Source organism: Kocuria sp. HSID17590 (assembly GCF_003989485.1).
In the GTDB taxonomy this organism is placed as follows: Bacteria; Actinomycetota; Actinomycetes; order Actinomycetales; family Micrococcaceae; genus Kocuria; species Kocuria salsicia.
This window is the reverse complement of sequence record NZ_RBMB01000034.1, coordinates 1-26,451: the sequence shown is the minus strand read 5'-3', so window position 1 is coordinate 26,451 and position 26,451 is coordinate 1. Positions and strand designations below refer to the sequence as shown.

Annotated in this window: 26 protein-coding genes, 1 tRNA gene and 1 riboswitch; of the genes, 10 read left to right on the top strand and 17 right to left on the bottom strand. The window is 70.9% G+C overall.

Annotated features, from left to right (window positions below):
• Window positions 1-178: 178 nt before the first annotated feature.
• Together sucD and sucC are read right to left on the bottom strand one after the other, a co-directional pair.
• Entirely contained in the window at window positions 179-1,096 is a 918-nt protein-coding gene (gene sucD, locus D8M39_RS10720; RefSeq protein WP_055082216.1) for a succinate--CoA ligase subunit alpha, read from the bottom strand.
• 32 nt (window positions 1,097-1,128) lie between these two features.
• Complete coding sequence (gene sucC, locus D8M39_RS10715) at window positions 1,129-2,298, bottom strand: ADP-forming succinate--CoA ligase subunit beta (RefSeq protein WP_055082218.1); 1,170 nt, start codon at window positions 2,296-2,298, stop codon at window positions 1,129-1,131.
• 214 nt (window positions 2,299-2,512) lie between these two features.
• On the opposite strand from sucC, the gene D8M39_RS10710 reads away from it, so the two are divergent.
• Window positions 2,513-3,262, top strand: a complete 750-nt coding sequence (locus D8M39_RS10710; RefSeq protein WP_055082220.1) for a hypothetical protein — start codon at window positions 2,513-2,515, stop codon at window positions 3,260-3,262.
• Between the two features lie 141 nt (window positions 3,263-3,403).
• Here D8M39_RS10710 and pcrA read toward each other — a convergent pair whose 3' ends face one another.
• Both pcrA and D8M39_RS10700 read right to left on the bottom strand, forming a co-directional pair.
• On the bottom strand, window positions 3,404-5,860 hold the full coding sequence (gene pcrA, locus D8M39_RS10705) for a DNA helicase PcrA (protein WP_055082222.1): 2,457 nt from the start codon (window positions 5,858-5,860) through the stop codon (window positions 3,404-3,406).
• 79 nt (window positions 5,861-5,939) lie between these two features.
• Window positions 5,940-6,668 (bottom strand): integrase, encoded by a 729-nt coding sequence (locus D8M39_RS10700; RefSeq protein WP_232300176.1) that lies wholly within the window; start codon window positions 6,666-6,668, stop codon window positions 5,940-5,942.
• 105 nt (window positions 6,669-6,773) lie between these two features.
• Between D8M39_RS10700 and D8M39_RS10695 the strand changes: the two genes are divergently transcribed.
• Window positions 6,774-7,475, top strand: a complete 702-nt coding sequence (locus tag D8M39_RS10695; RefSeq protein ID WP_055082226.1) for a hypothetical protein — start codon at window positions 6,774-6,776, stop codon at window positions 7,473-7,475.
• 138 nt (window positions 7,476-7,613) lie between these two features.
• Here D8M39_RS10695 and D8M39_RS10690 read toward each other — a convergent pair.
• Window positions 7,614-7,686, bottom strand: a tRNA-Arg gene (locus D8M39_RS10690).
• 60 nt (window positions 7,687-7,746) lie between these two features.
• Here D8M39_RS10690 and D8M39_RS10685 point away from each other — a divergent pair.
• Complete coding sequence (locus D8M39_RS10685) at window positions 7,747-8,628, top strand: DUF4031 domain-containing protein (protein ID WP_055082228.1); 882 nt, start codon at window positions 7,747-7,749, stop codon at window positions 8,626-8,628.
• A 78-nt stretch (window positions 8,629-8,706) separates the two neighbouring features.
• On the opposite strand, the gene D8M39_RS10680 is transcribed toward D8M39_RS10685, so the two are convergent.
• The 4 genes from D8M39_RS10680 to D8M39_RS10665 form a co-directional block, all read right to left on the bottom strand.
• On the bottom strand, window positions 8,707-9,048 hold the full coding sequence (locus D8M39_RS10680; protein ID WP_232300177.1) for a hypothetical protein: 342 nt from the start codon (window positions 9,046-9,048) through the stop codon (window positions 8,707-8,709).
• Window positions 9,049-9,246: 198 nt separating this feature from the next.
• Complete coding sequence (locus D8M39_RS10675; protein WP_055082230.1) at window positions 9,247-10,230, bottom strand: C40 family peptidase; 984 nt, start codon at window positions 10,228-10,230, stop codon at window positions 9,247-9,249.
• Between the two features lie 242 nt (window positions 10,231-10,472).
• Window positions 10,473-11,045 carry a C40 family peptidase gene (locus D8M39_RS10670; RefSeq protein ID WP_055082232.1) on the bottom strand — a complete coding sequence of 191 codons (573 nt, stop codon included), beginning with the start codon at window positions 11,043-11,045 and terminating at the stop codon, window positions 10,473-10,475.
• Window positions 11,046-11,048: 3 nt separating this feature from the next.
• Window positions 11,049-11,215: riboswitch (cyclic di-AMP (ydaO/yuaA leader) on the bottom strand.
• A gap of 439 nt (window positions 11,216-11,654) precedes the next feature.
• The gene (locus D8M39_RS10665) at window positions 11,655-12,365 is read right to left on the bottom strand and encodes a metal-dependent transcriptional regulator (RefSeq protein ID WP_055082234.1); all 711 of its coding nucleotides are present in this window, start codon (window positions 12,363-12,365) and stop codon (window positions 11,655-11,657) included.
• Between the two features lie 194 nt (window positions 12,366-12,559).
• Between D8M39_RS10665 and serC the strand changes: the two genes are divergently transcribed.
• A complete protein-coding gene (gene serC, locus D8M39_RS10660; protein ID WP_055082235.1) occupies window positions 12,560-13,687 on the top strand; it encodes a phosphoserine transaminase in 1,128 nt (375 codons plus the stop codon).
• Between the two features lie 47 nt (window positions 13,688-13,734).
• Here serC and D8M39_RS10655 read toward each other — a convergent pair whose 3' ends face one another.
• From D8M39_RS10655 to D8M39_RS10645, 3 genes are read right to left on the bottom strand one after another with little or no spacing between them, the layout of a single operon-like run.
• A complete protein-coding gene (locus tag D8M39_RS10655) occupies window positions 13,735-14,949 on the bottom strand; it encodes an MFS transporter (RefSeq protein WP_055082237.1) in 1,215 nt (404 codons plus the stop codon).
• Between the two features lie 56 nt (window positions 14,950-15,005).
• Window positions 15,006-15,815: a DUF3027 domain-containing protein gene (locus D8M39_RS10650; protein WP_055082239.1), complete on the bottom strand. Its 810-nt coding sequence runs from the start codon at window positions 15,813-15,815 to the stop codon at window positions 15,006-15,008.
• Window positions 15,808-16,191 (bottom strand): cold-shock protein, encoded by a 384-nt coding sequence (locus tag D8M39_RS10645; RefSeq protein ID WP_055082241.1) that lies wholly within the window; start codon window positions 16,189-16,191, stop codon window positions 15,808-15,810. The genes D8M39_RS10650 and D8M39_RS10645 overlap by 8 nt, the downstream gene beginning before the upstream one ends.
• A 169-nt stretch (window positions 16,192-16,360) precedes the next feature.
• Between D8M39_RS10645 and D8M39_RS10640 the strand changes: the two genes are divergently transcribed.
• From D8M39_RS10640 to D8M39_RS10625, 4 genes are all read left to right on the top strand, one after another.
• Window positions 16,361-16,648, top strand: a complete 288-nt coding sequence (locus D8M39_RS10640; protein WP_094393543.1) for a hypothetical protein — start codon at window positions 16,361-16,363, stop codon at window positions 16,646-16,648.
• Window positions 16,649-16,726: 78 nt separating this feature from the next.
• Window positions 16,727-17,440, top strand: coding sequence for a response regulator transcription factor (locus tag D8M39_RS10635; protein ID WP_055085062.1), 714 nt, complete (start codon window positions 16,727-16,729; stop codon window positions 17,438-17,440).
• A 4-nt stretch (window positions 17,441-17,444) separates the two neighbouring features.
• On the top strand, window positions 17,445-18,917 hold the full coding sequence (locus tag D8M39_RS10630; protein WP_055085060.1) for an ATP-binding protein: 1,473 nt from the start codon (window positions 17,445-17,447) through the stop codon (window positions 18,915-18,917).
• A 104-nt stretch (window positions 18,918-19,021) separates the two neighbouring features.
• Entirely contained in the window at window positions 19,022-19,312 is a 291-nt protein-coding gene (locus D8M39_RS10625) for a WXG100 family type VII secretion target (RefSeq protein WP_055085059.1), read from the top strand.
• A gap of 7 nt (window positions 19,313-19,319) precedes the next feature.
• Here the strand turns inward: D8M39_RS10625 and D8M39_RS10620 are convergent, their stop codons facing one another.
• The 4 genes from D8M39_RS10620 to D8M39_RS10605 all read right to left on the bottom strand — a co-directional run bounded on the left by D8M39_RS10620 (window position 19,320) and on the right by D8M39_RS10605 (window position 23,135).
• Window positions 19,320-20,483: a ribonuclease H gene (locus D8M39_RS10620; protein ID WP_055085057.1), complete on the bottom strand. Its 1,164-nt coding sequence runs from the start codon at window positions 20,481-20,483 to the stop codon at window positions 19,320-19,322.
• Window positions 20,484-20,609: 126 nt separating this feature from the next.
• Window positions 20,610-22,244 (bottom strand): chaperonin GroEL, encoded by a 1,635-nt coding sequence (groL, locus tag D8M39_RS10615; protein WP_055085055.1) that lies wholly within the window; start codon window positions 22,242-22,244, stop codon window positions 20,610-20,612.
• Window positions 22,245-22,505: 261 nt separating this feature from the next.
• The gene (locus D8M39_RS13025; protein ID WP_083482486.1) at window positions 22,506-22,820 is read right to left on the bottom strand and encodes a hypothetical protein; all 315 of its coding nucleotides are present in this window, start codon (window positions 22,818-22,820) and stop codon (window positions 22,506-22,508) included.
• A gap of 90 nt (window positions 22,821-22,910) precedes the next feature.
• Window positions 22,911-23,135, bottom strand: coding sequence for a DUF3263 domain-containing protein (locus D8M39_RS10605; protein ID WP_055085052.1), 225 nt, complete (start codon window positions 23,133-23,135; stop codon window positions 22,911-22,913).
• Between the two features lie 63 nt (window positions 23,136-23,198).
• On the opposite strand from D8M39_RS10605, the gene D8M39_RS10600 reads away from it, so the two are divergent.
• On the top strand, window positions 23,199-23,882 hold the full coding sequence (locus D8M39_RS10600; RefSeq protein WP_055085050.1) for a uracil-DNA glycosylase: 684 nt from the start codon (window positions 23,199-23,201) through the stop codon (window positions 23,880-23,882).
• Between the two features lie 19 nt (window positions 23,883-23,901).
• Window positions 23,902-24,753, top strand: a complete 852-nt coding sequence (locus D8M39_RS10595; RefSeq protein WP_055085048.1) for a siderophore-interacting protein — start codon at window positions 23,902-23,904, stop codon at window positions 24,751-24,753.
• Window positions 24,754-24,802: 49 nt separating this feature from the next.
• Here the strand turns inward: D8M39_RS10595 and D8M39_RS10590 are convergent, their stop codons facing one another.
• Window positions 24,803-26,329: a threonine/serine exporter ThrE family protein gene (locus D8M39_RS10590; protein WP_238694054.1), complete on the bottom strand. Its 1,527-nt coding sequence runs from the start codon at window positions 26,327-26,329 to the stop codon at window positions 24,803-24,805.
• Between the last annotated feature and the right edge of the window lie 122 nt (window positions 26,330-26,451).

Genomic DNA, 26,451 nt, shown 5'->3' with positions numbered 1-26,451 from the left:
TGTTGCCCAGGAACTCAACGGGCGACCACGCAAAACGCTGGACTGGAAGAACCCAGCCCAGCGTCTGCGTGATCTACTAATCACTGACTAAACAACCAGGTGTTGCGAGGACCCCTGGAACCTGCCAGGTGGGCGAGCGGCGTCGTCGTGTGAGGCGTCCCGGAGAACCGGGAACCGGTCACTTGCCGTCGAAAATGTCCCGCATGAGCTGCGCGGTCTCCGAGGGGGTCTTGCCGACCTTCACCCCGGCGGCCTCGAGAGCCTCCTTCTTGGCCTGGGCCGTTCCGGAGGAGCCGGAGACGATGGCTCCGGCGTGACCCATGGTCTTGCCCTCGGGAGCGGTGAAGCCGGCCACGTAGCCCACGACGGGCTTGGAGACGTTGGCCTTGATGAAGTCCGCGGCGCGCTCCTCGGCGTCGCCGCCGATCTCGCCGATCATCACGATGGCCTCGGTCTCCGGGTCCGCCTCGAACGCCTCGAGGGCGTCGATGTGGGTGGTGCCAATGACCGGGTCGCCGCCGATGCCGATGGCGGTGCTGAAGCCGAGGTCACGCAACTCGTACATCATCTGGTAGGTCAGCGTGCCGGACTTGGAGACCAGGCCCAGCTTGCCCTTGCCCGTGATGTTCGCGGGTGTGATGCCCAGCAGCGACTCCTCCGGGGAGATGATGCCGGGGCAGTTCGGGCCGATGATGCGGGTCTTGGGCTTGCCGTCCGCGCCGGTGTTGGCCTGCGAGTGGGCCCAGAACTCCGCGGAGTCCTGCACCGGGATGCCCTCGGTGATCACGACGACGAGCGGGATCTCGGCGTCGATGGCCTCGATCACGGCGTCCTTGCAGAAGGCCGGCGGCACGAAGACGATCGACGCGTTCGCACCGGTCTCCTTCATGGCCTCGCTCACGGTGCCGAAGACCGGCAGCTCGACGGCGGTGCCGTCCTGGTCCTTGTGGCTCACCGTGGTCCCGGCCTTGCGGGCGTTCACGCCACCGAGCACCTGGGTGCCGGCCGCGAGCATGCGGGCGGTGTGCTTGGTGCCCTCGCCGCCCGTGATGCCCTGAACGATGACCTTGGAGTCCTTGTTCAAAAAGATCGACATGTCTTCTTCCTGGTAGCTGTGCGCGTGGGCGATTACTTGGCGGAGTGGGCGAGCTCGGCGGCCTTGTCGGCGCCCTCGTCCATGGTGTCCGCGTTGGTGACCAGCGGGTGGTTGGCTTCGCGCAGGATCGCGCGGCCCTCGACCACGTTGTTGCCGTCCAGTCGCACCACGATGGGCTTGGTGGCGGAGTCCCCGAGGATCTCCAGAGCCTTGACGATGCCACGGGCGACCTCGTCGCACGCGGTGATCCCGCCGAAGACGTTCACGAACACGGACTTGACCTGGGGATCACCGAGGATGACGTCCAGGCCGGCGGACATGACGGCCGCGGAGGCCCCGCCTCCGATGTCCAGGAAGTTGGCGGGCTTCACGTTGCCGTGCTTCTCACCCGCGTACGCCACGACGTCCAGGGTGGACATCACCAGACCGGCGCCGTTGCCGATGATCCCGACCTCGCCGTCCAGCTTGACGTAGTTGAGGTCGTTCTCCTTGGCCTTCTCCTCCAGGGGATCGGCCGTGGTCTTGTCCGCGAGCTCGGCGTGCTCGGGGTGGCGGAACTCGGCGTTGTCGTCCAGGGAGACTTTGCCGTCCAGGGCGAGGATCTCGCCATCGCCGGTCTTGACCAGCGGGTTGACCTCCACCAGGGTGGCATCCTCCTTGGTATAGACCTCACCGAGCTTCACGAGCACCGGGATGACCTTCTCGGCGGTCTCGGCGTCGAACTTGGCCTGCTCCACGATCTCGCGCGCCTTGGCCTCGGTGATGCCGTCAGCGGGGCTGACGTCCACGCGGGCCAGGGCGTCCGGGCGCTCCACGGCGAGCTGCTCGATCTCCATGCCGCCCTCGACCGAGCACATGGCCAGGTAGGAGCGGTTGGCGCGGTCCAGCAGGACGGAGAAGTAGTACTCCTCGGCGATGTCCGCGCCCTGCGCGATCATCACGCGGTGGACGGTGTGGCCCTTGATGTCCATGCCCAGGATCTGCTGGGCGTACTCGTAGGCCTCATCCGCGGTCTTCGCGACCTTGACGCCGCCGGCCTTGCCGCGGCCGCCGACTTTGACCTGGGCCTTGACGACGGTCACGCCGCCGATCTTCTCGGCAGCTGCCTTGGCTTCTTCTGGGGTAGTGGCGACGATGCCGGCCAGCACGGGAACGCCGTGCTTCTCGAACAGGTCGCGTGCCTGGTACTCAAACAGGTCCACGGATAAGTGTCCTTCTGCGTCGAGGTGTGTCGTCCCGAGCCGGGAACCCCCGGCTGGAGCGACCTGATGTGGGGGGATGCGGCGCAGCACTGCGCTCACAGGGCCCTCACGGCGATTTTAGTCCATGGGACCGTCACGGAGCACACAAGTCTCGGCGGCCCCGCCCCGCTCGGGCAGATTCCCGCGCGCGGGGCCCGGCTGGTTGACTGGGGCCATGCGACGCATCGGACTGCCGGAGACCTGGGACGCCCGCGAGGCGGACCGCGGATTCATGGCCTCGCTCGCCACGCTCGCGTTCGTCTCGCTGGGCCTCGAGCTCGTGGTGGCCGGCACGGTGCTGACGGCCACGGGCTCCCTGCCGGCGGCCACTCCCCTGGGCTGGCAGTGCCTCGAGTGGTTCGGCATCGGCGCCGTCTGGCTGCTCGTGGCGCGGGCCCTCGTGGCGTGGTCACGACGCCGCGGCGTGGACCCCCTGCCGGGCGCCACCCCCGAGGGTGGCCAGCCGGGGACCCTCGACCACCGCAGGTGGCGCGGCATCCTGCTGTGCTTCGTGGCCGCCGTCGTGCTGGCGCTCGTGCTGCCCGGGATGCTCGACGGCTCCTGGGCCGTGGCGCCCGTGGAGCGCTACACCGAGCTGTTCGCGGGCTACGGCGGTCTCGCGTGGCTCGCGATGCTCGCGTGGGTCGTGCGGCTGGTGGGACGCTGCGCGGTCGTGGCGAGCCTGCTGGCCTACTCCCACCGGGCCGTGAGCGAGCTCGTGGACCGGCGCGCCCTGCGCTGGGTGCCGTGGGGCGGTCTCGTGACGGGAGTTCTGATGGCGGCCGTGGCACTGCTGGACCGGGGTCAGGCGGCGGCGCTGACCACGCTGCTCGTGTACCTGCTGCTGGGTGTGGTCCACGTGCGTTCCGGGGAGTCCCTGCGCGTCACGGCGCTGTTCGCGGTTCCCGTGCTCGCCCTGCTCTGACGCCCGCGGTACCTCACCGTCCGAGGTCTCACAACCTCCCGCGGTCCATCGTGTCCCGGTGACCCGCCGATCCCCCGGGGACCTGCCCTCTCCCACGGTCCTGTCGGGGCCAGTCCTGTCGAGGCCTGCGTCCGCCCGGCCTCACTCCGCCTTGGTCATGGGGGCGTAGCGCAGCAGCAGCCGCTTCTCCTCGGCGCCGAAGCGCACCTTCGCCACGGTCTTGTCCCCCGAGCCCTCCAGGGCCACCACCGAGCCGCGGCCGAACGCCTTGTGCTCCACGGTGTCGCCCACACTCAGGGACGGGATCTCCTTCTGGGGCTGCACACGGCCCGACGACGCCGGGGACAGCCTGCGGAACGTCGCGCCCGACCCCGCGCCGGCACCCCACGACGAGCCCCGCAGCGGGTCCCTCGCCTGGGAGGCCGAGTGGATGGGCGAGCCCCACCCGCCCCCGGCGGCAGCGCCCTCGCGCTTCCAGTCGATGAGGTGTGCGGGGATCTCGTCCAGGAACGGGCTCGCGGGATTGAACTGCGACTGCCCCCACATGGAGCGGGACTCGGCCCGCGTGATGTAGAGCCGCTGCCGGGCGCGGGTGATGCCCACGTACGCGAGCCTGCGCTCCTCCTCCATGCTGGAGGGGTCCGCGAAGCTGCGCTGGTGCGGGAAGATCCCGTGCTCCATGCCGGTCAGGAACACCACGGGGAACTCCAGGCCCTTGGCGGTGTGCAGGGTCATCAGGGTCACCACGCCCTGCGAGCGCGCCTCCTCGACCTCGCGCGCGATCTGCTGGGCACTCGCACCGCCTTCCTCGGTCGCGGGCTGCTGCGGGATCTGGTCCGCGTCCGCCACGAGGGCGACGTGCTCCAGGAACTCGCCGAGCCCGGCGTCCGGGTGGTCCTTCTCGAACTCCCGCACCACGGCCACCAGCTCGGCGAGGTTCTCCACGCGGGACTCGTCCTGGGGGTCGTTGGAGGAGCGCAGCGCCTCAAGGTAGCCGGACTGCTCCAGGACGGCCTCGAGGACCGCCGTGGTGGAGGCGCCCTCGGAGAGCTCCCGCAGGTCGTCCATGAGCTGGGCGAACTTCGCCACGGCGTTCGCCGAGCGGGTGGCGAGGCCCGGTGCCTCGTCGAGCCGGTGCATCGCCTCGGAGAACGAGATGCCCTCGCGCTCGGCGAGCGCGGCGATGGAGCCCTGGGCGCGGTCCCCGATCCCCCGCTTGGGCTCGTTGATGATCCGGCGCACGGTGATGTCGTCCGCGGGATTGGCGATCGCGCGCAGGTAGGACATGGCGTCCTTGATCTCCTTGCGCTCGTAGAACCGGGTGCCGCCCACCACCTTGTAGGGCAGGCCCACGCGCATCAGGATCTCCTCGAGGGAGCGGGACTGGGCGTTGGTGCGGTAGAACACGGCGACGTCGCCGGGGCGGATCCCGTGCTCGTCCTGGAGCCTGTCGATCTCCTCCGCGATGAACCGCGCCTCCTCGTGCTCGTTCTCCGCGGCGTAGCCGACGATCGGGGCACCGTCCCCCTCGGCGGTCCACAGCTTCTTGTCCCGGCGGTCCGCGTTCTGGGAGATCACGGCGTTGGCGGCGGAGAGGATGTTCTGCGTGGAGCGGTAGTTCTGCTCGAGCATGATGGTGCGCGCCGACGGGAAGTCCCGCTCGAAGTCGGTGATGTTGCGGATGTCCGCGCCGCGGAAGGCGTAGATGGACTGGTCCGAGTCGCCCACGACCGTGAGTTCGGCGGGCGGGATGCCGGAGTCGTCCGTGTGCGTGGGCGAGTTCCCGCCCACGAGCTCCCGCACGAGTGCGTACTGCGCGTGGTTGGTGTCCTGGTACTCGTCCACCAGCACGTGCCGGAAGCGGCGGCGGTAGTACTCCAGGACCTGCGGAAAGGCGCGGAACATGTGCACGGTCTCGCCGATGAGGTCGTCGAAGTCCATGGCGTTGGCCGCGCGCAGCCGCTGCGTGTACCCGCGGTAGACCTGGGCCACGGCGGACTCGAACGGATCCGTGGAACTGGCGCGGGCCAGGAAGGTCTCGTCATCCACGAGCTCGTTCTTCAGCGCCGAGATCTTGTGCTGGATGGCCTTGGGCGCGAACTTCTTGGGGTCCAGCTCGTGCTGCTTGGCCACCTGGGTGATGAGCCGCAGGGAGTCCGCGGCGTCGTAGATGGAGAAGTTCGTGTTCAGCCCCAGCGTCTTCGCCTCGCGCCGCAGGATCCGCACGCACAGCGAGTGGAACGTGGAGATCCACATGGACCGCGCGGACTCTCCCACGAGCTCCACGATCCGCTCGCGCATCTCCGCGGCGGCCTTGTTCGTGAACGTGATGGCGAGGATCTCGCCGCGCCGTGCCCGCCCCGTGGCGAGCAGGTGGGCGATGCGGTGCGTCAGCACCCTGGTCTTGCCGGAGCCCGCACCGGCCACGATGAGCAGCGGGGCACCGGAGTGCTCCACGGCGGCACGCTGGGGCTCGTTGAGGCCCTCCACCAGGCGGGCGGGGGACACCGCGTCCGCAGCGGGAGCGTTGTCCCGGCTGCCCGGGCCCGTCCGGACCGACGACGCCGAGAGCAGAGGATTGTCAGAGAGGTAGTCCATGGTGGCCCCAGCCTAACCGGGCTCTCCGACGCGCCGTGCGTCCCCGCCCGGCGACCGCGCTCGCAGTTCTCGTGCCGGCTCAGACGTAGCGGGGTTCGACCAGGTGTCGGCCGTTGGCGTCCTCGACCCACAGCTGGGAGTCCGCCACGGTGACCCGCACCGGGGCCCGCAGCACGACGTCGTCGTCCAGGACGTCCTCCTCCGTGCGCGGCCCGCCGTAGATGGTGGTGACCTCCCCCTCGGAAGGATCCAGGTGGCGAAGGGCGTCGTTGCCGGTGTCCGCGACCACCACGGAGCCGTCGTAGAGGATCTGCAGGTCCTCGGGGTGCGCGAGCTTGGCGTCCTCGGCCGGGCCGTCCACGTATCCGGCCCCGTGCCGGCCCACGACCGTGACCACGTGGGGATCGCCGTCCGGGCGGTCCGTGTCGATCGTGATGTAGCGGAGGGCGGAGGAGTCACGGTCCACGAGCCACAGCTTCCCGTCCGGCGCCTCGGTGATGGAGACCGTGGCGGCGAACTTGGCCTGGGCGATCTTCCCGTCCCGGCGCCCGGACTCCCCCGTGCCCGCGTACTCCTGGAGGGAGTCGGTGTAGGGGTCCCAGCGGAAGAGCTGGTTGGTCTCGGGGGCCGCGGCGAGGACGGCGGAGAGCTTGTGCGACCAGACGATGTCCGCCAGCCGGGCACCGCCCAGAACGGTGCAGTCGATGCGCCGCCGCACGGTCGTGTGGTCCGACTCGTAGAGGGTCAGGCCGCCGTCCTCCCCCGCTCTCATGAGCAGGCCGTCCGGCAGGCCGATGGAGAGCTCCATGACCTTCACCACCTTTCGCGGTGCCCGCGGGGCACCTGACCTCCACCCCTCGCGGGAGTGGCACCCGTAGTCCTTTCACAGTACAACCCGGGGGATAATGGGGCCATGGGTATGACCAGAGCGCAGAAGGCCAAGAAGTACGGGGAGAGCGAGGGCTCCACGCCCGCCGCGCCGAGGCGTCCGCGGGACCCGGCCGTGCGCCCCGTGAGCGTGCACGAGATGCGCCCCGGCGAGCTCGCCCCGGAGCCCGGCAAGAGCTCCTCCGCGGGCATCCTCGTGGGGGTCGCGTTCTTCGTGGGCGTGGCGCTGTGGCTGTACTACCACCTGCTCGTGCTGCAGGGGGTCTCCGGCGCCCTGGCCGGAGGGGTCACGGCCCCGGAGCTGCTGGCCGGCGGCTTCTCCGCCGAGCACCTGGCGGACTTCGCCCGCGGGCTCGGCACGGACGGGCGCACGGAGTACGAGGGCGTCCACGCGACAACCGGTCTGCTCACGCCCCTGCTCACCGGGCTGGGCTGGCTGCTCTTCACCGGGTTGAACACCCCGCAGCGGGCCCGCAAGTGGGTCTACTGGGTGGTCGTGCTCGCCTACGCCGTGGTCTTCCTGCTGGGCAACTCCGCGCTCGACGCCGCCGTGGCCCAGCCGCAGGACACCGCGGCCGCCGCGTACGCCTCGGGGCTCGTGCTCGCCCGGTGGATCCTCTTCGCCGCCCTGCTGCTGATCGCCGTGCTCGTCTGCGTCTCGGTGGTGCGCCGCAAGTTCGACGACTTCTCCCGGGGCAGGCTCCCCGGGCAGCGGCCCCGGAGCTGAACTCTCGGCGCTGAGCTCCCAACCCTCCGGTCCTGAGTCTGCGGTCCCCACATGCTGGTTCTGCGGCCGGTTGAACTCGCTGCCAAAGCCCCCGGACACGACGGTGCCCCACCCGATGACGGGTGGGGCACCTGTTCGTGCCCTCGATTGGATTCGAACCAACGACACCGGCTTTAGGAGAGCCGTGCTCTATCCCCTGAGCTACGAGGGCAACACTGTCCCACTTTATCGGCGCGGCGGGCCACCCGCGAGTCGGGCGCACAATGGGGACATGACCGTCTACATCGACCCGCCCCGGTGGCCCGCCCACGGCACCGTCTTCTCCCACCTGGTCTCGGACGCGTCCCTCGGGGAGCTGCACGGCTTCGCCCAGGAGCTCGGGGTGTCCGTGCGCGCCTTCGACGAGGACCACTACGACGTCCCGGCACACCGGCACGCGGACGCGGTGGCCCTGGGCGCAGTGGCCGTGGACGGCAAGCAGCTCGCGCGGCTGCTGATCCGCAGCGGCCTGCGGATCCCCGCACGACGACGCCCGGCCAAGATCACCGCCGCGCTCACCGCGCGCTGGGCTCGTCACTTCCCGGAGCACCCCGAGCTCGGTGCGGCCCTGCTCGAGCGCTGGAACGAACCCCACCGCACCTACCACGACACGTCCCACCTACTGCGCGTGCTGGAGGCGCTCGACCGGCTGATCGGCGGCCGCCCGGAGCCCGGGCTGCTGCTCGCGGCGTGGTTCCACGACGCCGTCCACGAGGGCACCGAGGGGGACGACGAGCGCGAGTCCGCGGACCTCGCCCGCCGGGAGCTGACCGCCGCGGGGTGGGACCCTGCCGCTGCGGAGCGGGTTGCGCAGCTCGTGCTGGTGACGCTCGAGCACCGCCCCGACCCCGCGGACCGTCAGGCCTGCCTGCTGGTGGACGCGGACCTCAGCATCCTGGGGGCCTCACCGCAGGAGTACGCCCGGTACACAGAGGCCGTGCGGCGCGAGTACGCGCACGTTCCGGAGGCGGATTTCCGGGCCGCCCGCGCGGAGGTGCTGCGGCGGCTGCTCAGTGCACCCGCGCTGTTCCACGACCCCCTGGCGGTGGAGCTGTGGGAGGACCGGGGGCGGGAGAACGTCTCGCGGGAGATCACCGAGCTCACCGCGCAGTGAGGGCATGACGCACCGGGCAAGGGGGCAGGGCGCGGCGACGGCCCGACGCCGCCCGGTCTAGCGGCAGAGACGCACGGTCTAGCGGCGGGGAGGCGACGTCTGCGACGCGGCGTCGTCGGCGGGGCCGGGAGACACCGCACCGGAGTCCACCGCACCCGAGTCCACCGGGCCGGGCGCGGACGTCTCCCCATGGCGGGCGGCCGCGCGGCGTCGGCGGAAGAGCAGGGACGCCACCACGAGACCGATGATGATGCCCACACCGCCGAAGACGGACAGCCACATGGCGGCGTGACCCGCGAAGGCGGCCACCAGGAACCCCACGACGATGCCTGGAACCGCGCCGGCCACCATGCCGATCGCGTAGTAGGTGAACTCCTGGTCCTGGGGGGTGCGAGCCGCGTGGGAGAAATCGGTGGACATGCCCCCCATTCTACGGCGCCCTCCCGAACGCCGGCCGGGTACGAACGCCACCCGGGTACGGGAAAGACGCAAGGACCCTGCACTGTGCAGGGTCCTTGCGTCTCGTGTCGCTCGCGTCAGGAGCGGGTACACAACCGGTCCCGACTCGATACGAGGTGTGGCACGCGGCTGGTCACCGCTGTGCCGAGAGGATCCGAATCAGCCGACGCGGATGTACTCGGGGCCGGAGCCCACGTTCGCGGTGGTCTGGACGGTCTGGTTGCCGTTCCAGCCGCCGTGCACGGCCTGGCCGTTGCCGGCGTAGATCGCCACGTGGGCCACGCCCGCGCCGCCGTCGGCGTAGTAGGCGATGTCACCGGCGCGCGCCCGGTCCGCGGAGACCGCGGTGCCCAGCGACTTGTAGTCGGCCGGCCAGCCGTGGAAGTTGATGCCCACGGCCTTCAGGGAGTTGCTCACCAGGGCGGTGCAGTCCTGGTTCACGCCGATCTGGCCCTGCGCGGCACCCAGGATGGCCTCGCCCTTGGCGGAGCTGGACTGGCCGGAGGTGGACTGCGTGGTGACCTTGGCGGCCGGGGCGGACGTCTCGGCAGCCGGGGCCTGGGTCTTCTCGTCGGCGGCGGCGGCGTGGCCGGTCCAGCCGGTGTTCTGGCTCTGGACACCCGTGGTGTCGGGAATGGTCGTGTTCGACACGGCGGTGTAGTTCTGCGCCGCGGCCTCGGCCTGGATGGTCTGCTGCGACGCCGGGGCGGCGTGGCGGCCCTGGGACACGGGAGCCTGCTCGGCCACCGGGGTCACGTTCTCGGAAGCGGTGGTCACCGCGGGAGCCTGGGCGGCGGGAGCCTGCAGCGGGGTCACGTCGGCCACGGGAGCGGCCTCGACCACGGAGGTCTGCACGGCGGGAGCGGCGGCCTCGACCTTGTCGGCCTTCTTGGTCTCCGACTTGGTGGCCTTCTCAGCCTTCTCGGCCTTGTCAGCCTTGGCGGCGGGCTCGGCGGAGACGGTGTTCTCGGAGGCCGGGGCCTCGGACACGGCGGCGGCGGGAGCCTGCTCGTCGGCGTTCTGCGTGGCCTGGACGGACACGGTGGTGGCGAGCGCCAGACCGGAGAAGGCGGCAACTGCGGCCACGGTGCGGGCCTTACCGGCGAAGAGGCCCTTGGCCGTGGTAGCGGTTTCGTTCGACATGCGTGAGGTTTCCTAACACGTTCGTATCCACCCAGGGCACGAGAAGTGCGGTGAGCCTTCGGCATCCGGTGTGGACGTCGCGGTTCACCGTGCGGGCGGTGATGTGGTTACTTGCGATTTCAGGTGTTCCGGCCCGGCGCGCGCCGCTCCGTGCCCGGGGGCTCCGGGCGGCGCGCAGGGCCGAGTGTCTAGCTCAGCGCGGGAGTGCGGTCATCCGTGTGGACGTCCGCATCCCGAGGAGTTCAGCGGACCCTGTAGAAGCCGTCCACCTGCATGGCGTTCACAGCGTGAACCTGGGTGCCCTGCGAAGGATTGAGAGCGGAGATCATCTGGCCGTTGCCGATGTAGATCCCCACGTGCGAGCCACCGTTCTGCGACACGAGGTCGCCGGGCTGCGGGTTGGAGGTGGGCGTGCCGGCGGCGAACTGGGCCCACGTGGTGCGCGGGAGGTCGATGCCGTTCTGGGCGTAGACCCACTGCACGAAGCCGGAGCAGTCCCAGGCCTTGAAGCCGGTGCCGCCCCAGACGTACGCGCCGCCGATGCCCTCGTACGCGGTGCCGACCACGCCGGACGCGGAGTGGTTCGACTGGGTGCTCACGCTCGAGCTGGAGGCGAGGAGGTCCGAGGACTGGGTGGAGAAGTCCACGCTGTAGGACGTGGTTCCGAGGTCGACGACCTCACCCGCGGCCTGGGCCGGGGATGCGAAACCGGCGACGACGGCGCCGGCGGCCACGGCCGCAACGGTGGAGTTGCGGACCACGTGCGAGGACGTCTCGGCACGGTGGCGGGCAGTGCTGTGCTTCACGAAAGACATGAGTGTTCCTCCCTGCGCCTACGAGGTGAGCTGTCGGGTTCGGATGGGAGACATCCGGCCGCACGAAGTGGTGCTCCGTGCCGGCTTAACCCCGAGGATCCGTTGGGCTGCAACGAACCCGGAAAGTGGTTCCCCCGCTTCTGCCATGCGGATTTCTGTGTACGGGTCCCGGGGCGCATGGCAGAACTCGGCGAGCGCTCGGGAGTGCCGGATCCGACCAGTGATCGGCACGGTCATGACTGTACAGGACAGATAACGAAAATGTCACGTTTTGATTACAACGGGTCACGGATCGAGCACCAGCCGCCATCAATGGGCGCAACTCATTATCTCACCGATATGAATCGAACTGGCCTGGGCGGCACGTCGAAACCACGCCGCGGCGGCAAAAGTGCCCGCTGACATGGGGGAATGCTCCGACCCCCGGCAGCAGCCCCGGCTGACGAGCTCCCCGAGCCCGTGAGTGTCCCCACATGCGGAAGGTCACACCGGGGAACCAGAAAGTCACGGGAGAGCGAGGAACCCCGGGGGGGGTGCTCCCCCGGGGTTCCAGCGCGGTTCTACTGCGCTTCTCCCGCGGTCCCGCCGGCAACGGCCACCCGTGCTGGGTCAGGCGTCGATCTCCCCCACGCGGATGGCGCGCGCGGTCGCGGCGTCGAGGTCCAGGGAGACGCCCGAGTCCGCCCGGGTCACGAGCACCCGGTGCTCGTCCCGAGGGTTCAGCTGGGCGCTCACGTGCGAACCGGTCAGGATCTCCGCGGAGCTGAGCATCTCGATGAGCTCCGGGTCCGCCTGCACGACCTCCGGCAGCAGAGTGACCACGTACTGCGTGTCCCCCTCCTCGGTGGCGACGTCCAGGAGGGTGCGGCCCTGGAAGATCTCGGTGGCGGTGATGGGACCCCCCTGCGAGCCGCGCCCCGGGATGGGTGTGCCGTACGGGGAGGTTTCGGGATCACCGAGCAGGTCCACCAGCCGCTGCTCCACGCGCTCGCTCATCACGTGCTCCCAGCGGCAGGCCTCCTCGTGCACGTGGGCCATGTCGAGGCCCACGACGTCCGCCAGCAGCCGCTCCGCGAGACGGTGCTTGCGCATCACGGACACGGCCATGGTGCGCCCCGTGTCCGTGAGCCGCAGCGAGCGGTCCGGAGCCACGGAGAGCAGGCCGTCGCGCTCCATGCGCGAGACCGTCTGGGAGACGGTGGGCCCGGAGTGGTGCAGGCGCTCCACGATGCGTGCCCGCATGGGGGTGATGCCCTCCTCCTCCAGGTCCAGCACCGTACGCAGGTACATCTCGGTGGTGTCGATCAGATCGCCGCTCATGGTTCGTCCTCAGATCTCTTCGCAGGGGGCGCGCACGTCAACCGCGTGGTGGTGGAGAATGCCGTTCCGGCTGTTCTCGAAGATTCTCCCCGATTGTATCCAGTTGCCCACGGGCCCACGGAGTTCGCGGACGGCGCCTGCCCGGTGCGGGCACAATGGGAGGCGACACCCCGCCGTCGCCCCGAGGAGTACCCGTGACCAGCACACCCGTGATCCCCCCGTCCCTGCTGCCCGAGGACGGGCGCTTCGGAGCGGGTCCGTCCAGGGTGCGCGCCGAGCAGGTGGCCGCGCTGCAGCGCACGGGGGCCTCGCTGCTGGGCACCTCGCACCGCCAGGCGCCCGTGAAGGACCTGGTGGCCCGCGTGCAGAGGCGCCTGGGCGAGTTCTTTTCGCTGCCGGAGGGCCACGAGATCGTGCTCGGGCTGGGCGGGTCCAGCACGTTCTGGGACGCGGCCGCCTTCGGCCTGGTCTCCTCCCGCGCCGAGCACCTGTCCTTCGGCGAGTTCGGCTCCAAGTTCGCGAGCGTCACGGACCGGGCCCCGTTCCTGGAACCCTCGGTGGTCGTGGCGACGCCGGCCGGCTCCCGCCCGGAGGGGCCGGAGGCCGTGTCCGGCGTGGACGTCTACGCGTGGCCGCAGAACGAGACCTCCACCGGCGTGGCCATGCCGGTGCGCCGGGTGCACGCGGACGACGGCGCTCTGACCGTCGTCGACGCCACCTCCGCCGCTGGGGGCATGGCGGTGGACCTCGCCGAGACGGACGTCTACTACTTCTCCCCCCAGAAGAACTTCGGCAGCGACGGCGGCATCTGGTTCGCCGCGTTCTCCCCCGCCGCACTGGAGCGGGTGGAGAGCGTTGCAGCCTCCGGGCGCTGGATTCCGGACGTGCTGTCGCTGCGCACCGCCGTGGAGAACTCGCGCAAGCACCAGACGTACAACACCCCGGCGCTCGCCGGGCTCGTGATGCTCGACGAGCAGCTCGGGTGGCTGCTCGAGCAGGGCGGTCTGCCCTGGGCGGCAGCGCGCACCGCGGAGACCTCCGGGCTCGTGTACGACTGGGCCGAGCGCAGCGAGGCCGCCCACCCGTTCGTCGCGGAGCCCGGGCACCGCTCCCCCGTGGTCTGCACCGTGGACTTCGACGACGCCGTGGACGCGGCCAGGATCGCCGCCGTCCTGCGCGCCAACGGCGTGGTGGACGTGGAGCCCTACCGCAAGCTCGGGCGCAACCAGCTGCGGATCGCCACCTTCGCCTCGGTGCCCCCGCAGGACGTTCGCGCCCTGCTGGAGTGCATCGACTGGACCGTGGCCAACGGGCTGGACTGAGGCCCCGCGGGCGGGAAGGCAGCCGCGCGGCGTCGTCGTCCCCCGCGCTACGGGCGCAGTTCCGCCCGCTCGCCGCGCACCCGCCACGCGAACAGCAGGCCCACGGCCACGCCCACGGCGCCCGCGGCCACCGCGGAACCCATGCCCCAGCGGGGGCCCAGCGTGTCGGTCAGCCACCCCACGGCGGGGGCGCCGATCGGCGTGCCGCCCATGAAGATGGCCATGTAGAGGCTCATCACCCGGCCCCGCATGCTGGGAGACGTGGTGGTCTGCACGTACGCGTTCGCGGTCGTCATGATCGTCAGGGACGACACCCCGCACGGCACGAGCCACGCCGCGAACAGCCACAGCGACGGCGCCGTGGCGGCGCCCAGGCACGAAACGGTGAAGGCGGCGCACCCGAGGAAGATGTAGCGCAGCCGGGCGCTCGCCCGCCGCGCGGAGAGCAGGGCACCCGTGACCGTGCCCACCGCGAGCATCGAGTTGAGCACGCCGAACTCCTGGGAGCCCTGGCCGAAGACCGTGCCCGCCATGGCGGCGAGGTACACGGCGAAGTTCATGCCGAACGTGCCGATCATGAAGATCGTGCTCATCACGGCCACGAGGTCCGGGCGGTGCAGGACGTAGCCGATCCCCTCCCTGATCTGTCCGCGCGCCCGCTGCGCCCGCGGGGAGTGCCGCAGGCGGGCGTCGTCGATCAGCGAGATCGCCCAGATCATGGCGCCGAACGTGAGGGTGTTGATCATGAAGACCCACCCCGTGCCCACGGCGGCCACCAGCACACCGGCCACGGCGGGCCCGATCAACCGCGCGGAGTTGAACGATGTGGAGTTCAGGGCCACGGCGTTCGACAGGTGGGTGTCCGGGACCATCTCAGAGACGAAGGTCTGGCGGACGGGGGCGTCGAACGTGGCGACGATCCCCAGCGCGAGCGCGAACACGTACACCGTGGGCAGCTCCGCGAGACCGAGCAGCAGCAGGACACCCAGCCCCGCGGCGAGCAGTGCCATGGCGCCCTGCGTGACCACCAGGATCCTGCGCCGGTCGTAGCGGTCGGCCAGCACCCCGGCGTAGGGCGCCAGGACGAGCTGCGGGACGAACTGCAGGGCCATGACCACGCCCATGGCGGTCGCGTCGTGGTCCGTCAGCTCGTCGAAGACCAGCCAGGACTGCGCCGTGCGCTGCATCCACGTGCCGATGTTGGAGACGAACGCCCCCAGGAACCACAACCGGTAGTTGCGGATGCTCAGGGAGCGGAACATCCCCGTGGTGCGGGGCTCGGGATCAGCGGCACCGGGCCCCTTCCGGGGCCCGCCTCCTACGATGACGCGCCGTCCTCGGAGGGCTCGCCGTCCCCGTGGGAGTCCCGCCGCGCAGTGTCGGTCGACTGAGCGTCGGTGGGCGCAGTACCGGTCGTCTCAGTATCGTCCGTCTCAGCGTCGGTCGACTGGGTGCCTGTCGGCTCGGCACTTTCCGGTTCGGCGCCCGTCTGCTCGTCGGCGGAGTCGGAGCCCTCGGCGTCCTCCTGAGGGCTCTCCTCCTCGTCGTTCATCGCCTGCATGCGCTCCTCCCACGGCACCCAGTCCGGCGCCAGGAGGGAGTCCGGGCCGGCAACCAGTCCGGACTCGCACACGGTCACGTGCTTGGTGCGTGGCGCGCGGGCCACGGTGGCGTACCAGGTCCAGCCCGGGTAGCCGCGCAGGCGGCAGTCGAAGAGGTGTGTGAGCAGCCGGTCCTCGTGGACGACCACGCCCAGGTGCTGCCCCACGGCCGCCTCGCCCTCGGGCGAGTCCACCACCGCCTCGCGGGCCAGGGCCACGGCCTCCGTGAGCACGGCGTCCTGCTTGGGTGCGCGCGTGCGGGCCGCTCGCGACCCGGTGCGGGCGCGGGGTGCGGCAGCTGCCGGTGCGGCGTCGTCGGCGGCCCCGGACTCCTTCTGCGACGCGGCGGCGGCGCCGTCCTGCGCGGTCCCCGTGAGGACCAGCGTCTCCTCGTGCACCGTCTCCGACTCTGAGCCCACGGTCTGGGTCACGGACTGCTCCCTCTCCTCGACCGGCAGCGCCTCCTGGCCCTGCCCGGGGGTGGCATCTTCTCCGCCGTGCGTGGCGGTCCCGGCAGCCTCAGACATCGAGTTCGTCCGCCACGGTGCGCAGGATGGCCGCGATCTTCTTGCCGTGCGCGTGGTCCGGGTAGTGGCCGCGGCGCAGCCCGTTGGACATGCCGTCCAGCAGCCGGATGAGGTCCTCCGTGAGCCCCGCCATCTCCTCGGCCGGCTTGCGCGTGTTGCGCGCCACCGACGGCGGTGTGCTCAGAACGGTCGCCGACAGCGCCTGGGCACCGCGCTTGCCGTCCGCAATCCCGAAGTCCATGCGGGTCCCGGGCTTCACCGTGGTGACTCCCCGGGGCAGCGCGGACGAGTGCAGGAACACTTCCTGGCCGTCGTCGGTGGCCAGGAAGCCGAAACCCTTGTCTGCGTCGAACCACTTGACCTTGCCCGTGGGCACGGGGATCACCTCAGTCTCTCGTCGCTGCCTCTGTGCCGGTGCGTCCTCGGATCCCGGGACGCCGCGGCCTACGAAATCCACAGTTTATCCTCCCCCGCGCGCGGCCCCCTGCCGATTCAACCCACCGCGTAACGGGGCCCCGCGCCGCGGGAGAGGTACCTTGGGGAGCATGTCTGACACCACCTCCGCCGCCGCTCCCCGCCCCGCCGCCCCGGGTGCCGCCGCCCCCGGTCCCGCTGCCTCGGGCTCCCCGCGCCGCATCTCCACCCTGCTGCTCGTCGCCCTGGTCATTGCGGGCCTGTGCGCGCTGTCCATCGTCGCGGTGCTCGTGGCCTCCGCCGGCGGGCACGTCCTGTGGGCGGGGTTCACGCTCTTCCCGGCGATCTTCCTCCCGGTCGCGTTCCTGCTCATGTGCGTGGAGCTGCTGCGCGGCGCACGACGCCGCTCGCGGGCCTGAGGGGCCCCGGCCGGACTTCCAGAGCTTCTCCGGTGTGGAAACAGACCCCTCACAGGAAACTTGGAGATACTGACGACCGTGAATGCGAAAACTCCCGAAGCAAAGCTGCTCGTCGTCGACGACGAGCCCAACATCCTCGAGCTGCTGGCCACCTCCCTGCGATTCGCGGGCTTCGAGGTCGTCACCGCGGCCAACGGCCGTGACGCCCTGCTCAAGGCCGAGGCGGAGGAGCCGGACCTCGCCGTCCTGGACGTCATGCTCCCGGACATCGACGGGTTCTCCGTGACCCGCAAGCTGCGGGCCGCCGGACGCCACTTCCCCATCCTGTTCCTCACGGCCAAGGACGACACCGACGACAAGGTGGCTGGCCTGACCGTGGGCGGCGACGACTACGTGACGAAGCCCTTCAGCCTCGACGAGGTCGTGGCGCGCATCCGCGCGGTGCTGCGCCGCACCCAGCCGCTCGAGGAGGAGGACTCCCGCCTGAAGGTGGACGACCTCGTCCTCGACGACGACGCCCACGAGGTCTTCCGCGGCAACCGCGAGATCGACCTTTCCCCCACCGAGTTCAAGCTGCTGCGCTACCTCATGCTCAACCCCAACCGCGTGCTGTCCAAGGCGCAGATCCTGGACCACGTGTGGGAGTACGACTTCAACGGGGACGCCTCCATCGTGGAGTCCTACATCTCCTACCTGCGGCGCAAGATCGACAACGACCCCGAGCAGCCCTCCCTGATCCACACCAAGCGCGGCGTGGGCTACCTGCTGCGCTCCTCGGACAAGCGCCACTGATCCGTTGAACCTCCTGGCCCGCCGGTTCCGCACCGCCTCCCTGCGCTCCCAGCTGATGGCGCTGACGGGGCTGCTGCTGGCCGTCAGCGTGCTGGTGACCACGCTGGTGGCGGTCTCGGTGCTGCGGGACAACCTCGTGGCGAGCATCGACGACGAGCTGGCGAGCTCCGTCCCCTCGGTCGCCCCCGTGCTGACGGGCGCGCTGCAGGGGGACGTGACCACGCCCGTGCCCAACCCCGGCTTCCTGCTGGACGAGGACGCCAACGTCATCGCAACCGCCCGCCCCAGTTCCAGCTCGTCCGCGCAGCAGTCCACCCCGGACCTCAGCGGGCTGACGCTGGACTACGTGCGCTCCCACGACGGCCAGGCGCAGACGGTGGGCTCCGTGGGCGCCCCCGAACGCAAGTGGCGGGTGGTGGCCACAAAACTGACCATGTTCGACATGTCCGTGGCCGTGGCCCAGCCCCTGGACCGCACCACGGCGATCATCTCCGGGGTGGGTCTGCTGACCTTCAGCTTCGGACTCGCCACGCTGCTCGCGGCCATGACCGTGGGGTGGGTCATGGTCACCCGCGCGTTCCAGCCGCTGCGCCAGGTGGAGGCCACCGCCGCACGGATCGCGGACGGGGACCTGTCCCAGCGCATGGAGGGCTACAACCCGCAGACGGAGATCGGCCAGCTCTCCGCCTCGCTCAACGCCATGCTGGGCCACATCGAGGACGCCTTCGACGCCCGCACCCGTTCTGAGACCAAGCTGCGCCGCTTCGTGGCGGACGCCTCCCACGAGCTGCGCACCCCGCTCGTCTCGATCCGCGGCTACTCCGAGCTCTACCGCCACGGCGCCCTGCAGACCCCGGAGGACGTGGGCAAGGCGATGGAGCGCATCGAGTCCGAGTCCAAGCGCATGACGCAGCTCGTGGAGGACCTGCTCACCCTGGCGCGGCTCGACGAGCGCCGCGTGGCCGCCAACCGCCCCGTGGACCTCCTGCACCTCGCCTACGACGCCGCCTCGGACGCCCACGCCACCGCTCCAGACCGCTCGGTGGTGGTCCGAGGGCTGCACGACTCCACGCCGGAGGAGGCGTGGGTGCACGGCGACGAGTCCAAGCTGCGGCAGGTGGTGGCCAACCTGCTCACCAACGCGCTGCGCTACACCCCGGCCGGTTCGCCCCTCGAGCTGGCGGTGGGGCTGGAGCCCGCTGTGGACGGCGAGTTCACGGCGGTGCTGCAGGTCCGCGACCACGGACCCGGCATCCACGGGCAGGACGCCGAGCGCGTCTTCGAGCGCTTCTACCGCGCCGACTCCTCCCGCACGCGCGAGACGGGTGGCACGGGGCTCGGGCTGTCCATCGTCGCGGCGGTGATCGACCAGCACGACGGCTCCGTGAAACTCACCGAGACCGAGGGAGGCGGCGCCACCTTCACCGTGCGGATCCCCCACACGAAGCCTGTGGACAGCACGCCCGACGACGCCTGAGTCCCCAACCCCGCCCCGGACCGCCGCGGGGGCCGATCCCCGGGCCCTACCGTGGCGTGACCGGCACCGCGCCGGGATCACCACCGTTTCCGGGGAGGAACACCATGGCCCACTTCGTCGTCGACAGCGACACCATCGCCGCCAAGGCCCAGCAGGCGCACGGCCACATCGAACGTCTCAGCGCCGAGGTCAACGGCATGACCGGCACGCTCGCGGACCTGGAGGCCTCCTGGACCGGCACCGCGTCCGCGAGCTTCCAGGAGGCGTTCCGCTCGTGGCGCTCCGCCCAGGCGCAGATGGAGCAGGCCGTCGCCCAGATCAACCAGGCACTCGCCACCGCGGGCACCCAGTACGCCGAGACGGAGGCCGCCAACGCCCGCATGTTCGCGGGCTGAGCCGCGCTCAGTGCTCCGCGGTGACCTGGTGGTAGCGCAGCAGCCACGGACCCATCTCGTTGTGCTGGTCTTCCCGGACCCACACCGAGCTGCGGCGGGTCACCGCAGAGGGCTCCTCCGAGCGGTAGCTCAGGTGGTAGGAGCCGGAGCCCAGACTCGTCACCCGGGTCTCGTCCACCGCGCCCGAGCCCCGCAGGACCTCCAGGACGGCCTCCCCCGTGAGGCAGCGGCCGTGGGTGTCCACGCACAGTGCGTCCCGGTGCAGGAAGTCCACGGCGCCGTGCTGCTGTGCGGTGGAGCGGAGCACGGCCATCTCCCGTGACACCGCGTCCGCCACCAGGTGCGCGGGGAGGCCCCCGTGGCTGCCGGCGGCCTCGCCACCCGGGACCGAGGACGGGTCAGCCGGGTCAGTCGGGTCCGCCGGGTCCTCGCCCAGCGCGAGCTCGGAGAACAGGTCCGGCTGCTCGTCCGGATCGCTCACCGTGGTGGCGGGACGTGCTCCTGCCGCCGTGGTCGTGGGACGGGCCCCGGCCACCGTGTGAGAAGTGACGGGGGCCGCCTCGCTGGCGGACGGCGTCGCGTCAGCCGCGGTGGAGTGGCGCCCGGCACCGGCGGAGGCGCCGGCGTCAGCGGCACCGGCGACGTCAGCGGCGTCAGCAGCCTTCTCGGAGGTGGCGAGGTCAGAGGCGGCGTCGTCGTCGCGGAAGCCCGGGCCCACGGGCATCCGGGCGGGGTCCGTGCCCTTCTGGTAGGCCACCGCCATCGCCCGCGCGCGCTCGTCCGCGGCCTCGTTGAGCTCGTGGCCAGCGTGGCCCTTGACCCACTCGAAGCTGACGTCCCGCCCGGCCAGTTCCCTGTCGAGGGCCTTCATGATGTCCACGTTCAGCACGGGCTTGCCGTCCCGCTTCTTCCAGCCCTTCTTCTTCCACCCCGGCATCCACTTGGTGACGGAGTTGATCACGTACTGGCTGTCGCACAGCACGCGCAGGGGCTCCTCCCTGCGGTGCCGGGTCTCCTCGAGGAGGTTCAGCACCGCCGTCAGCTCACCCTGGTTGTTGGTCCCGTGCGCCCATCCCCCCGCCTGCCACGAGGTGGGGTCGATGTACCAGGCCCAGCCGGCCGGGCCGGGGTTGCCGAGCGCGGAGCCGTCCGCGGAAGCGATGATTGTCATGGGCACATCCTCCCAAAACCCCCCGACACGCAGAAGGACCCCGGGTGTGCACTGCACACCCGGGGTCCTTCCGGTTCTCCGCGCGGTCCGTCGACCGGCCCGCGCGGATCCCTCAGTGAGGGTGGATCACATCATGCCGCCCATGCCACCCATGGGATCGGCACCCGCGCCCGCACCGGCGGCCTCGGGCTCGGGCTTGTCCGCCACCACGGCCTCCGTGGTGAGGAACAGCCCGGCGATGGACGCCGCGTTCTGCAGGGCGGAGCGGGTCACCTTGACGGGGTCGTTGATGCCCGCGGCCATGAGGTCCTCGTACTCGCCGGTGGCGGCGTTGAGGCCCCAGCCGGTCTCGAGCCCGCGCACCTTGTCGACCACCACGCCCGGCTCCAGCCCGGCGTTCAGCGCGATCTGCTTGAGCGGCGCGTCGATGGCGACCTTCACGATGTTCGCGCCCGTGGCCTCGTCACCGGAGAGGTCGAGGGACTCGAACACCTTGGCACCGGCCTGGATGAGGGCCACGCCGCCACCGGCGACGATGCCCTCCTCCACGGCTGCCTTGGCGTTGCGCACGGCGTCCTCGATGCGGTGCTTGCGCTCCTTGAGCTCCACCTCGGTGGCCGCACCGGCCTTGAGCACAGCCACGCCACCGGCCAGCTTGGCCAGGCGCTCCTGCAGCTTCTCGCGGTCGTAGTCGGAGTCGGAGTTGTTGATCTCCGCGCGGATCTGGGCCACGCGGCCCTCGATCTCCTCCTGCGTGCCGGCACCGTCCACGATGGTGGTCTCGTCCTTGGTCACGACGACCTTGCGGGCCTGGCCCAGCAGGTCGATCGTGGCGGACTCGAGCGAGAGGCCCACCTCTTCGGTGATGACCTGGCCGCCGGTGAGGATCGCGATGTCCGCAAGCTGCGCCTTTCGGCGGTCGCCGAAGCCAGGAGCCTTCACGGCCACGGACTTCACGGCACCGCGCATCTTGTTGAGCACGAGCATGGCCAGCGCCTCGCCGTCCACGTCCTCGGCGATGATCAGCAGCGGCTTGCCCGCCTGCATGACCTTCTCGAGCACGGGGACGAGGTCCTTCACGGCCGAGATCTTGGAGTTCACGATGAGGATGTAGGGATCCTCGAGGACGGCCTCCTGGCGGTCCGCGTCCGTGACGAAGTAGCCGGAGAGGTAGCCCTTGTCGAAGCGCATGCCCTCGGTCAGCTCGAGGTCCAGCCCGAAGGTGTTGGACTCCTCGACGGTGATGACGCCTTCCTTGCCGACCTTCTCCATGGCCTCGGCGATGAGCTTGCCGATCTCGGGATCGGCGGCGGAGATGGACGCGGTGGCGGCGATCTCCTCCTCGGTCTCGATCTCCTTGGCGGAGGACAGCAGCTGCTCGGTCACCGACGCGACGGCCTTCTCGATGCCGCGCTTCAGGGACAGCGGGTCCGCACCGGCGGCCACGTTGCGCAGGCCTTCCTTCACGAGGGCCTGGGCGAGCACGGTGGCCGTGGTGGTGCCGTCACCGGCGACGTCGTCGGTCTTCTTGGCGACCTCCTTGACGAGCTCGGCGCCGATCTTCTCGTACGGCTCCTCGAGCTCGATCTCCTTGGCGATGGAGACACCGTCGTTGGTGATGGTGGGGGCGCCCCAGGACTTCTCCAGGACCACGTTGCGCCCGCGGGGGCCGAGCGTGACCTTCACGGCGTCCGCGAGGGTGTTCAGGCCCTTCTCCAGACCGCGGCGTGCTTCTTCGTCGAATGCGATCATCTTTGCCATGTGTTTCGTCCCTCCTGGACGGTTGACAAACAAGACGTGTCATCACGGTGCCCGCGACGGACGGGGACGGGGCGCGATCCTCACCGCGCCGCGACCACCTCACCGTGATGTGGTTTCACCCGGATGCCGAGAGCCGCCACCGGACCCGGTTAGCAGTCCACTCGACTGAGTGCTAATCCAATAGTGGCACCGGCGCGCGAGGAACCGCAACCGAGCGGGCACCCCGGGGCGCCGGTTTCATCATTGGCTGAACGCGGTGCCTCAGGCCGCGGTGACGTACCCCGGAAGTGCCGCGGGCGACGTCGTCGTGCCCGGCACCGCGGGCGGGGCAGCCGCAGCGCTCACGGCCACGGACACGGCGCCCGCCGGTGCGGAGGCCGACGTGTCCTGCTCCGTGCGCGGAGCGTTGACGAAGCACACGGCACCGAGGGCGAGCGCGAGCAGCCCGGTCACGAGGATCGCGCGGAACTCCCGTCGCGAGCCGGTGCGGGCGGCGGGGTTGTGGCCCCGGTGCGCGCCCTGGCGGGCGCCGTCCTCGGGGACGTCGTCGAACTCGTCGCGGGGGTACTCGCTCATGGTCTGGCTCTCCTGGACGGTGGGCGGCGCGCTCCACAGGACGGCGCGCGGACTCGGGGCCGAGTATGGCACGGCCCGCAGGGAGTCCGCTCAGCGCGAGCGGGCGCGGCGCAGCCTCGAGATCAGCATGGGAGCGTGCCGGGCGGCGGCCTCGGAGGAGATCAGCGCGTTGAGCCGCTGGTAGTAATGCACGGGACTCAGCCCCAGCCGCGAGCGGATCGCCGACTCCTTGGCTCCCCGGTACTTCCAGTGCTGGGACTCCAGCTCCAGGATCGCGCGGTCCAGTTCGTCGAGCTCCTCCCCCGTGGTAGACATGAGCCCCACCCTAACGCGCACGGAAGCACCCCGTGCGCGCCGCACCCGACCCGGGGAGGCCCCGTGAACGCCCAGCGTCCGCTGCACGAGATCATGCACGAGGAGTGGGCGCGGGCCCTGCAACCGGTCGAGGGGCAGATCCGTGCGATGGGCGAGTTCCTGCGGGCCGAGCACGCCCAGGGCCGCCACACTCTGCCGGCTGGGGAGAACATCTTCCGTGCGTTCCGCGAGCCGCTGTCCGCCGTCAGGGTGCTGATCGTGGGCCAGGACCCGTACCCCACTCCCGGCCACGCGATGGGGCTCTCCTTCTCGGTGGCCCCTGACGTGCGCCCCGTGCCCCGTTCGCTCAAGAACATCTACGCGGAGCTGCAGTCGGACCTCGGGATCGCCCCGCCGCCCCACGGGGACCTCTCCTCGTGGTCCGGGCAGGGGGTCATGCTGCTCAACAGGGTGCTCACCGTCCAGGCCGGGGCGCCGGCCTCGCACCGGGGCAAGGGCTGGGAGGCGGTCACGGAGTGCGCGATCCGAGCGCTGGGCGCGCGCGAGCAGCCCCTCGTGGGAATCCTGTGGGGCCGCGACGCGCGCGGCACCGCGGCCTGGCTGGGCGGCGCGCCCACCGTGGAGTCCGCGCACCCCTCGCCGCTCTCCGCGTCCCGCGGCTTCTTCGGCTCCCGCCCCTTCTCCCGCACCAGCGCCCTGCTGCAGGAGCAGGGCGCGGACCCCGTCTCCTGGGAGCTGCCAGGTTAGGAGCACCTAAGCTGGAGGCATGACAGCCACTCCAGCACGTCCCAGCAAGCCCCAGCTCGAGCTCACCGTGGCCGAGCGCCTGCAGCTCTCCCCGGCCATGGTCCGGCTGGTCTGCAGGATCGACAACGCGCAGGACTTCCAGGACATCGAGGCCCCGGAGAAGTACGTCAAGCTGATCTTCTTCTCGCAGGCCACCCTCGCGGCCACCGCCCCGGGCGCCCTGCCGGACTACTGGGAGGTCCGGGACACCGCGGCGCCGGAGGACCAGCCGGTCTCCCGCCACATGACCCTGCGCCGCACGGATCCCGCCGCCGGTGAGGTGTGGATCGACGTCGCCCTGCACGGCTCCGAGGGCTACGCCGGGCCGTGGGCGGACGCCGCCGCGCCCGGCGACCGCCTGGTGGCGCTCGGCCCCGGAGGCAAGTGGATGCCGGACCCGGACGCCACGTGGAGCCTCTTCGCGGGCGACGACGCCGCCGTGCCCGCCGTGCTCGCGAATCTCGAGGCCCTGCCCGTCTCCGCACGGGGCGAGGTGGTCCTGGAGGTCCAGGACGCCGCCCACGAGCTCGACCTCTCGGACGTGGCCGTCCCGGAGGGGATCACGGTGCGGTGGGTGCACCGCGCGGACGAGGCGTCCGGTGAGCGGGCGCTCGTGCAGGGCATCGCGGACGCCGCGTGGCCCGAGGACGTGAGCAGGGTGCAGGCCTTCGTGCACGGCGAGCGCGAGGCCATGAAGGCCGCCCGCACGGTGCTCTTCGACCAGCGCGGCCTGGACCGCTCCCAGGTGTCCCTGTCGGGCTACTGGGCCGGCGGGCGCACCGAGGACGTCTTCCAGGCGGAGAAGAAGCTGCCCGTGGGGAAGATCCTCTAAGCAGCCCGGGCGCTGCGCCGTCCGAGGGCTGCGGCTGCCCGTCAGCTCCTCAGCGGCGGCGGTTGCGCCGCTGGGAGAGGTGCTGCATCTGCTCGATGAACGGGCGCATGAGGTACTTGGCGAGCACCACGCCGGCGGCCAGCAGCACGATCGAGGCCATGGCGTTGAGCAGCTCGGTGATCCCCTGGCCCGCGGTCTCGTTCTCCACCGTGATGGCGTACATGCCGCGGAACAGCGTGAGCCCGGGCAGCAGGAACGTCATCGCGGGGATGGCCAGCACGGCCTGGGGGATGCGCGCGCGAGCCGCCAGCAGGGCGGCCACGCAGCCGCTGACCACCGCGGCGACGCCCGTGGCCAGCCGCGCCCCGGGATCCACGAGGCCGATCCCGTGGTAGACGAGCAGCCCGGCGAAGGCCGCGAGCAGCGCCGGCGGGATGTGCCGGGGCTTGGCCTGCATCAGCACCGCGATGAGCGCCGTGGAGACCAGCATGAAGACCACGTTGCGCAGCACCCCCGCGGGGGTGAAGCTCGACTGCGAGATGTCGATGCCCGGCACGTCCGCCAGCCGGACGGTCAGCGAGACGCCGATCGCGATCCCCGCCACGATGGCGAGGAACGCCATGGCGGTGGAGAGCAGCCGCCCGGCGGCGGTCACGGGGAAGCCGTTGATCGCGTCCTGCATGGTGGAGACCATGCGGGTGGTGGGCAGCAGCATGATGAGCCCACCGGCGATGACTTTCGGTGGGTACAGCTCCACCCCCAGTGCGGAGATCACCATGGCGATCAGGGTGATGACCAGGGCGTTGGCGCCCAGGGAGAAGAACTCGGGGATCCGCCACGCGCCCAGCTTGGCCGTGACGAGCTGCACCACGGTGGCCGAGCCCATGGCCACCACCGCGCCCACGATCGTGCCGCCCAGTGCGAGGGTCAGGGTGCCCGCGGCGATGATCGTCGCGGCCAGTACCATCCACCGGGGGTACGGCTTGGGGCGGGCGTTGATCTCCTTGAGCTCCCGCTCGGCCTCCCGCAGGGGCATCTCACCCTCGATGATGCGGGTCACGAGCTGGTGGGAGTCGGCGAGACCGGCGTAGTTGTCCGTCCACGAGCGCACCACGCGCATCACGGTGTGGCTCGAGGTGGTGGAGTCCCCCCACGGGTCGTGCTCGTCCCGGTCCTGGGGGGACTCCTGGGACGGCGCGGCCCTGCGGTGCTCCGCCGTGGTGCCCGGGACGCCGTCGAAGGAGGTGGTCGGGTGGGCGCTCGAGCCGCCCTCGCCGTGGGTGTCCTTCGCGGTCGACGCGGCCCGGCCCAGCTTGCCCGTGGTGGTGCTCTCCGCCACGTAGTTGATGGTCACCGACTGGTTGGTGATGTCCACGTCCAGGTTCTCCACCCCGTACGTGGCGCACACCGCGATGATCGCGTTCTCCACGTCCAGGGCGTCCGCGCCGTAGTGGAACATGGTCTCGGCCAGGCGCAGGGCGAAGTTCAGGGTGCGCCGGGCCTGGCGGTCCGTGCTGTCGCCGAACTTGCGCAGGTTCTGGAACGGGGTGGCGGTGAGTCGGTCCACCACCCGCATGCCGGGCGGCGTGAGCACTGACAATCACGACGTCACCCGCGACCCCGGGAGGGGAGCCCCGGGCGACGACGCCGCGGGCCGGTGGGCGCGCCGGTTATCCGGTTCTCTCGCGGATCGAGTTC

What these genes read in the sequence shown, in the direction of transcription:
- D8M39_RS10680 (WP_232300177.1), bottom strand. Translation starts at nt 9,048, where the DNA reads ATGTCCACCGATTTCTCCCACGCGGCTCGCACCCCCCAGGACCAGGAG.
- D8M39_RS10665 (WP_055082234.1), bottom strand. Translation starts at nt 12,365, where the DNA reads ATGAGCGGCGATCTGATCGACACCACCGAGATGTACCTGCGTACGGTG.
- D8M39_RS10655 (WP_055082237.1), bottom strand. Translation starts at nt 14,949, where the DNA reads ATGTTCCGCTCCCTGAGCATCCGCAACTACCGGTTGTGGTTCCTGGGG.
- sucD (WP_055082216.1), bottom strand. Translation starts at nt 1,096, where the DNA reads ATGTCGATCTTTTTGAACAAGGACTCCAAGGTCATCGTTCAGGGCATC.
- D8M39_RS10605 (WP_055085052.1), bottom strand. Translation starts at nt 23,135, where the DNA reads ATGTCTACCACGGGGGAGGAGCTCGACGAACTGGACCGCGCGATCCTG.
- D8M39_RS10700 (WP_232300176.1), bottom strand. Translation starts at nt 6,668, where the DNA reads ATGGAGCTCTCCATCGGCCTGCCGGACGGCCTGCTCATGAGAGCGGGG.
- D8M39_RS13025 (WP_083482486.1), bottom strand. Translation starts at nt 22,820, where the DNA reads ATGAGCGAGTACCCCCGCGACGAGTTCGACGACGTCCCCGAGGACGGC.
- D8M39_RS10590 (WP_238694054.1), bottom strand. Translation starts at nt 26,329, where the DNA reads ATGCGGGTGGTGGACCGACTCACCGCCACCCCGTTCCAGAACCTGCGC.
- groL (WP_055085055.1), bottom strand. Translation starts at nt 22,244, where the DNA reads ATGGCAAAGATGATCGCATTCGACGAAGAAGCACGCCGCGGTCTGGAG.
- D8M39_RS10650 (WP_055082239.1), bottom strand. Translation starts at nt 15,815, where the DNA reads ATGTCTGAGGCTGCCGGGACCGCCACGCACGGCGGAGAAGATGCCACC.
- D8M39_RS10625 (WP_055085059.1), top strand. Translation starts at nt 19,022, where the DNA reads ATGGCCCACTTCGTCGTCGACAGCGACACCATCGCCGCCAAGGCCCAG.
- D8M39_RS10675 (WP_055082230.1), bottom strand. Translation starts at nt 10,230, where the DNA reads ATGTCGAACGAAACCGCTACCACGGCCAAGGGCCTCTTCGCCGGTAAG.
- D8M39_RS10640 (WP_094393543.1), top strand. Translation starts at nt 16,361, where the DNA reads ATGTCTGACACCACCTCCGCCGCCGCTCCCCGCCCCGCCGCCCCGGGT.
- D8M39_RS10695 (WP_055082226.1), top strand. Translation starts at nt 6,774, where the DNA reads ATGGGTATGACCAGAGCGCAGAAGGCCAAGAAGTACGGGGAGAGCGAG.
- pcrA (WP_055082222.1), bottom strand. Translation starts at nt 5,860, where the DNA reads ATGGACTACCTCTCTGACAATCCTCTGCTCTCGGCGTCGTCGGTCCGG.
- D8M39_RS10685 (WP_055082228.1), top strand. Translation starts at nt 7,747, where the DNA reads ATGACCGTCTACATCGACCCGCCCCGGTGGCCCGCCCACGGCACCGTC.
- D8M39_RS10620 (WP_055085057.1), bottom strand. Translation starts at nt 20,483, where the DNA reads ATGACAATCATCGCTTCCGCGGACGGCTCCGCGCTCGGCAACCCCGGC.
- D8M39_RS10595 (WP_055085048.1), top strand. Translation starts at nt 23,902, where the DNA reads ATGACAGCCACTCCAGCACGTCCCAGCAAGCCCCAGCTCGAGCTCACC.
- D8M39_RS10710 (WP_055082220.1), top strand. Translation starts at nt 2,513, where the DNA reads ATGCGACGCATCGGACTGCCGGAGACCTGGGACGCCCGCGAGGCGGAC.
- D8M39_RS10670 (WP_055082232.1), bottom strand. Translation starts at nt 11,045, where the DNA reads ATGTCTTTCGTGAAGCACAGCACTGCCCGCCACCGTGCCGAGACGTCC.